Annotated in this window: 4 protein-coding genes and 1 pseudogene; 3 read left to right on the forward strand and 2 right to left on the reverse strand. The window is 46.2% G+C overall.

Annotated elements, in window-relative coordinates; translation table 11 throughout:
* Window positions 1-233: 233 nt before the first annotated feature.
* Both PHU49_15745 and PHU49_15750 read left to right on the forward strand, forming a co-directional pair.
* Entirely contained in the window at window positions 234-500 is a 267-nt protein-coding gene (locus PHU49_15745; protein MDD5245462.1) for a hypothetical protein, read from the forward strand.
* A gap of 143 nt (window positions 501-643) precedes the next feature.
* A pseudogene (locus PHU49_15750) lies at window positions 644-1,069 on the forward strand (peptidylprolyl isomerase).
* A gap of 58 nt (window positions 1,070-1,127) precedes the next feature.
* On the opposite strand, the gene PHU49_15755 reads toward PHU49_15750, so the two are convergent.
* A complete protein-coding gene (locus PHU49_15755; GenBank protein ID MDD5245463.1) occupies window positions 1,128-1,700 on the reverse strand; it encodes a nitroreductase family protein in 573 nt (190 codons plus the stop codon).
* Window positions 1,701-1,960: 260 nt separating this feature from the next.
* Window positions 1,961-2,467 (reverse strand): DUF6125 family protein, encoded by a 507-nt coding sequence (locus PHU49_15760; protein MDD5245464.1) that lies wholly within the window; start codon window positions 2,465-2,467, stop codon window positions 1,961-1,963.
* A 139-nt stretch (window positions 2,468-2,606) separates the two neighbouring features.
* Here PHU49_15760 and PHU49_15765 point away from each other — a divergent pair.
* A partial coding sequence (locus PHU49_15765) for an MFS transporter (protein ID MDD5245465.1) occupies window positions 2,607-3,592 on the forward strand: 986 nt, incomplete at its 3' end.

The following is a 3,592-nucleotide window of genomic DNA, read 5'->3' on the forward strand; positions in this document are numbered from 1 at the left end:
CTGCAGCGGTATTTTTACCAATGACCGTCCAGAAAAACCTTTTCTTTTCAAATAAACCGGCATATACTATCAACATAAACGGGTCGCCCATTAAATGATGAGCATAAATATTCTCACTCAGGTACTTTTTTCCCATACATATAATGTTTCAGCCTTGAGATAGACATGCTGACTGCTCTCTATCTCCATACGAAGCATATGAATTTAAAACTATTAAAAAAACGGAGGTAGTGATGCAGAACAAGTTATATGTGGGTAACCTAAGTTATTCTGTAAGCAACGAGCAATTGAAAGAACTCTTTTCCGGATTCGGCACTGTTTTAGAGATCAAGATCATAGAAGGGAAGGGTTTCGGTTTTGTCGAGATGGAAGCCCAGGCAGATGCGGAAAAGGCAAAAAAAGAACTGCACGGTACCCAGTTCATGGGGCGTACCATTACCGTTCAGGAAGCCCGTCCGCCAAAAGAGAGACAAAAAGGCAAATATCCCCGCAGGTATTAGAAAAGGCTGCTTCAGATCTGCTGGTATTTTCAGAACTTTATTCACATTGACCCATTAAGAGCCCGTGGATTAAAAAGGTTCACGAAAGAGCCATACCGTATGTTCAGCCTGAAGTTTTGAAAAAGGAGAAGGAAATGGCAGAAGCCAGGATGAATGACAAAGTAAAGGTCCACTATAAAGGTTCCCTGCAAGACGGTACAGTCTTTGACTCTTCGGAGGAGAGACAGCCCCTTGAGTTTGTAATCGGCCATGGAACGGTAATTCCGGGGTTTGAAAAGGGAGTAATAGGCATGTGCGAAGGTGATACAAAGGTAATTTCGATAGAGGCTGAAGACGCTTATGGTGCTTACAGGGATGACCTCGTCGGCGTCATCGACAGATCCCGTATACCTGACGATATTGATTTAGAGATTGGCATGGTGCTTCAGGTCCGCTCGCCGGAGGGCGGTGTTACCAATGTTACTGTTTCCAGGATAACGGATACCAATGTAACCCTCGATCTGAACCATCCCCTTGCCGGCAAAGAGCTTCTCTTCGAGGTCAGGTTGCTCGAAGTGCTGCAGACGTAATCACCGGTCTCAAGGTCATGAGGCGGGATATATCATAATCTGGATACGGTGCCGTGGATTATCGCACGTATGTTGTTTTATCCTTTACATTTTTTCTTGGTATCGCGGCAGGTTCACTGGCCTTTTTTCCAAGGCATATCAATGCGACCGGATTTTTTGCGGCATCAATGTTGAGTATCTCCCTCATCACCTTCCTATCAAATAAGGTAAACCAGAGAGTACCGAGACCGTAGGAATACGCGGCAAGGTGCATATTCTGGATTGCAGCGGAACATGCAGACAGGTAACCTACCATGCCTTCTTCCATGAACATATCAACGCCCGTCTTCTTCGGGTCACCAACGACAGCGATGATCACCGGAGCTTGTTTGAGAAAATCGACCAGATAGGTGTCCAGCCATTTCCATTGGCTTTTCTCAAGCGCCCATACACGACGCCTGTTCGCTTCGTCAAAGATCTTTTCCTTGACCTCTTTGTTTGTGATGACAATGAATTCCCAGGGCTGGGTGTTAAGAGGAGAAGGGGCCCACGTCGCTGCTTCCAGTATCTTTTCAATAATATCTTCGCTTACTGCTTCGGGGAGGTAGTGACGGCAACTTCTTCGTTCTTTCATTGCTGAAAATAGATCCATATCTTCTCTCCTTTTGTTGGATTATCCCGGATTTTTCATTAGGTTTGGCACTTGTATCGGTATGTCCCCACAAACACGCTCATTCCGCTCCAGCGGCTCCAATCGCTCGCGTTCGGCTTCGGAACTTTTGCTTGCGCAAAAGACCGAGCTTCCTCGCCTCACGACGGTTTGCTACAGGACATCCCGATACAAGTGCTAATGAATTATCCGGGATTAAATCTCTTTTCGATGTTATCAGCGGCTTAAATATTTGTCAAGCGTCATACAGTGAACCTCCACTTGCAGAACGTCTCTTTCGGATGTGGGTCGGGCGGCGCGAAGAGACACTCCACCTTGATCCTGGGATCTATTGCATAGCAAAAATTCTCGAATTCGCCTTTATGCATGAATTTGCAAACAAATTCATCGAGGCCCCTCTTAAGCCTTGCTTCCTGGGTAGGGCAATGCGGTATAGTAATAATAACCTCGTTATCCTTTTCCTCAACCTGATACTCCGCGATGATCGTCCATGGGAAAAACCTTAACGCCTTTACAAAACCCGTGAGTCCCTTCTCTGTGATGTTGAACCTCTTTAAAAGGTCATCGGCCGCCATCTTCGACACCCGTCCCCAGACCTGCTCATTGATCCGCTCCGCTGTTGGCTGGTCAAACTTATCGGCAACGTAAAGGAACCAGAAGGCGTCGATAACCCGGTAATGCCAGAGCAAAAATTCAATGTAACGCTGCAATTCAGGCGGCTCCATCTTCTCAAAAACCCGTAGGTCCATAAACCCTCCTTTAAAGGCAGTGAATAGTCGATCTCCTGACGCCAAATGCTAAGTTTGATAACGATTATATCCCGTATTGTTAAAATTGCAAAAGATATTTTTAAGATGATAAGGTTTAAAATAAATTGTATTGTATGACATGAATAAAAAGGTACTCTCCTGGTGTCTTTTCGATTTTGCCAATTCCAGCTATTCCGCTGTAATAGCGGCGGTCGTATTCCCCGTATATTACACGAACATCATTGTCGGCAACACATTGAATGAAGGCGATCTGTGGTGGGGCAGGGCAATAGCATTAAGCATGGCCTTTGTGGCCCTCAGCTCCCCTTTTCTCGGCGGCATCGCAGATTATGCAAAGAAACGGAAAAGGTTCCTTATAGTCTATACGCTGCTCTGCATAGTCATGACAGCCTCTTTGTACTTTCTCAAAGAAGGAATGGTCATCGAAGGTTTTTTTATGATCATTCTGGCAAACATCGGCCTTGAGGGAGGGCTCGTCTTTTACAACGCCTTCCTCAATGATATTGCCGATACGACATATCAGGGCAGGGTATCCGCCTGGGGATATGGGATAGGTTATGCCGGTTCCATTGTATCTCTCCTCATCGGGCTCCTTCTTTTGAAAACCGGTCATATCGATTTTATCTGGCCTATGGTAGCTGTCTTTTTCGGCATCTTTTCCCTGCCCGCGTTTCTCTTTTTACCCGGCGATGAAAAAGATCATGTCAGTCCCTGTAACGCAGGCATTGATGGTTTTAGATCAACGATGGCAACATTCCGCAGGCTGCTGCGAAACAGGGAACAAAGAAGATTTCTTCTTGCCTATCTGATATATGAAGATGGTGTCAATACGGTCATTGTCTTTTCCAGCATCTTTGCCGCTACAACCCTTTTCTTCAAGCCGGAAGAACTGATCGGCATATATCTCATCATTCAGGCCACTGCCCTTGCAGGCGCATTCGTCATGGCACGGTTCATTGATTACCGGGGACCGAAGAAAGTGGTCATGTTATCACTCATGCTCTGGATACTGACAGCAACAACGGTTTATTTCATCCAGACCAAAGCGCAGTTCATGGTCGTTGCCTCCGTAGCCGGCCTCGGCCTGGGAACGGTACAGGCGGC

The organism is Syntrophorhabdaceae bacterium, assembly GCA_028713955.1.
Classification (GTDB): Bacteria; Desulfobacterota; Syntrophorhabdia; order Syntrophorhabdales; family Syntrophorhabdaceae; genus UBA5609.